The organism is Marinimicrobium sp. UBA4509 (assembly GCF_002388575.1).
GTDB classification, from domain to species: Bacteria; Pseudomonadota; Gammaproteobacteria; order Pseudomonadales; family Cellvibrionaceae; genus Marinimicrobium; species Marinimicrobium koreense.
The window spans coordinates 2,649-5,028 of sequence record NZ_DGMV01000024.1 but is presented as its reverse complement, the minus strand read 5'-3'; the positions used below and the strand labels follow the sequence as shown (position 1 = coordinate 5,028).

Annotated in this window: 1 protein-coding gene; it reads left to right on the top strand. The window is 60.7% G+C overall.

The genetic code is table 11. The features are described 5' to 3' along the window. Nucleotides 1-96: 96 nt before the first annotated feature. Nucleotides 97-2,304 (top strand): bifunctional 23S rRNA (guanine(2069)-N(7))-methyltransferase RlmK/23S rRNA (guanine(2445)-N(2))-methyltransferase RlmL, encoded by a 2,208-nt coding sequence (rlmKL, locus tag B3520_RS02610; RefSeq protein ID WP_286807683.1) that lies wholly within the window; start codon nucleotides 97-99, stop codon nucleotides 2,302-2,304. Nucleotides 2,305-2,380: the final 76 nt, after the last annotated feature.

Sequence of the window (2,380 nt, the reverse complement as noted above, 5' to 3'; positions counted from 1 at the left end):
CGAAGCCCGCATCCGCCGTTACCGCGACTTCAACTGCATCCGCCGTAACCACAACCCAACGCACACACCGGCACCAGGCCGTCCCAAAAACAACTGATGATATCTATGAATCTGTTTGCCACCTGCCCCAAGGGCCTTGAAGGACTGTTGTACCAGGAACTGGACGCCATTGGCGCCCAACACCTCAAGGAAACCGTGGCCGGCGTCGCCTTTGAAGGGGACATTGCCCTCGCCTATCAGGCCTGCCTCTGGTCACGCCTGGCCAACAAGATCCTGCTGCCCCTGGCGGAATTTCCCGTCGGTGACCAGAACACCCTTTACAATGGCGCAAGAAACATCCCCTGGGAAGAACACCTGGGTCCCCAGAGCACCCTGCTGGTGGATTTCATCGGCAGCAGCGGCGCCATTCGCAACACCCAGTTTGGCGCCCTGAAAATCAAGGACGCCATTGTCGATCGCATTCGCGACGTTACCGGTGATCGCCCGTCGGTCAGCAAACAGCACCCGGACCTGCGCATCAATGCCCGCCTGAACAAAGGCAAAGTCACCATTAGCCTGGACCTGTCTGGGGAAAGCCTGCACCGTCGGGGCTACCGCACCAAACAGGGCACCGCCCCGATGAAGGAAAACCTGGCGGCCGGAGTCCTCATGCGCGCCGGTTGGCCGGACATCGCCGCCCGTGGTGGCGCATTGATCGACCCCATGTGCGGCTCCGGCACCCTGCTGGTGGAAGCCGCCCTGATCGCCGCGGACATCGCGCCCGGCCTGGGCCGCGCCCGGTTTGGGTTTGAGCAGTGGCTCAATCACCGCAATGACATCTGGCTCGAGCTGCGCGAAGAAGCCATTGCCCGCAAACGCGCCGGCCTCGCCAAATCCCGCCCGGAAATCCGCGGCTACGACGCCAATCTGTCCGTCATCCGCGCGGCGGAAGACAACATCATCCAGGCCGAACTGGACGACTGGCTGCGAGTCAGTCGCAAGGAGCTGGCCGACCTCAAACAGCCCACCCACAAGGTGCTTGAACCCGGCCTGGTGATCACCAACCCGCCCTACGGCGAGCGCCTGGGTGATGTCGAGTCCCTGAAGTTGCTGTATCACCACCTGGGTGAGCGACTGAAAACCGAATTCAAAGGCTGGCGCGCGGGCATCTTCACCGGCAACCCCGAGCTGGGCAAACAGATGGGCCTGCGGGCGGAAAAGAAATACCGCCTCTATAACGGCACCCTGCCCGCCGAACTACTGATGTTCTCCGTCGAGGAAAGCCAGTTCGTCAGCGCCGCACCCAAGCCCCTGAAAGCCGAGCTCGAGGCCGACGCCCCACTGTCCTCCGGCGCACAGATGCTGGCCAACCGGCTGCAAAAGAACCTGAAACAGCTGGCGAAGTGGGCGAAAAAGCAGCGCCGCGGCTCCGAAGACGGTATTAACGCTTATCGGCTCTACGATGCGGATATGCCCGAGTACTCGGCGGCCATTGACCTGTACCGCTCCGAACAGGGCGAGCTCTATGCTCACGTTCAGGAGTACGCCGCCCCCAAATCCGTGGACGAAGCCCGGGCCGAACAGCGCTTCGCGGAGATTCAGGCAGCCATCCCTCGCGCTCTGGATATTCACCCGGACCGGGTCAGCTACAAACAGCGCCGCCGGCACAAGCACTCCGACGGCAGCCAGTACCAGAAACTCGCCGAGCGCCCCGACGGCGAGATCATCAACGTCATCGAAGGCCAGGCGCGGATTCAGGTCAACCTCTGGCAATATCTGGATACCGGATTATTCCTCGATCATCGCCCGGTACGACTGAAAATCGCCGAAATGGCGAACAACAAACGCTTTCTGAACCTGTTCTGCTACACCGCCAGCGCCAGCGTTCACGCCGCCCTGGGTGGCGCCCGGTTCACTCTCAGTGTGGATATGTCCAATACCTACCTGAAGTGGGCCCGCAACAACCTGGCCCTGAACGGCCTGAGTGACACCAAGCACCGCACAGAACAGGCCGACTGCGTGGAGTGGCTGAAAACCAACGAGCAGGAATTCGACCTGATTCTGCTCGATCCACCGAGCTTCTCCAACTCGAAGAAAATGCCCGGCGTACTGGACATTCAGCGGGACCATGTGGCCCTGATCGACGGCGCCATGAAGGCCTTGGCAAAAGGCGGAACCCTGATTTTCTCCACCAATTTGCGTACGTTTGTGATGGATCAGGACGCGTTGAGTGCGTATCAGCTCGAAGACATTACCGGCCAGACCATCGATAAGGATTTTCAGCGGAATCCGAAGATTCATCAGTGTTGGTTGGTTCGGTGGTAAGTTTCAACATGGGGTTACGGCGGATGCGGTGGGCTTGGGTTACGGCGGATGCGGCCTTCGGCCTTATCCGCCCTAC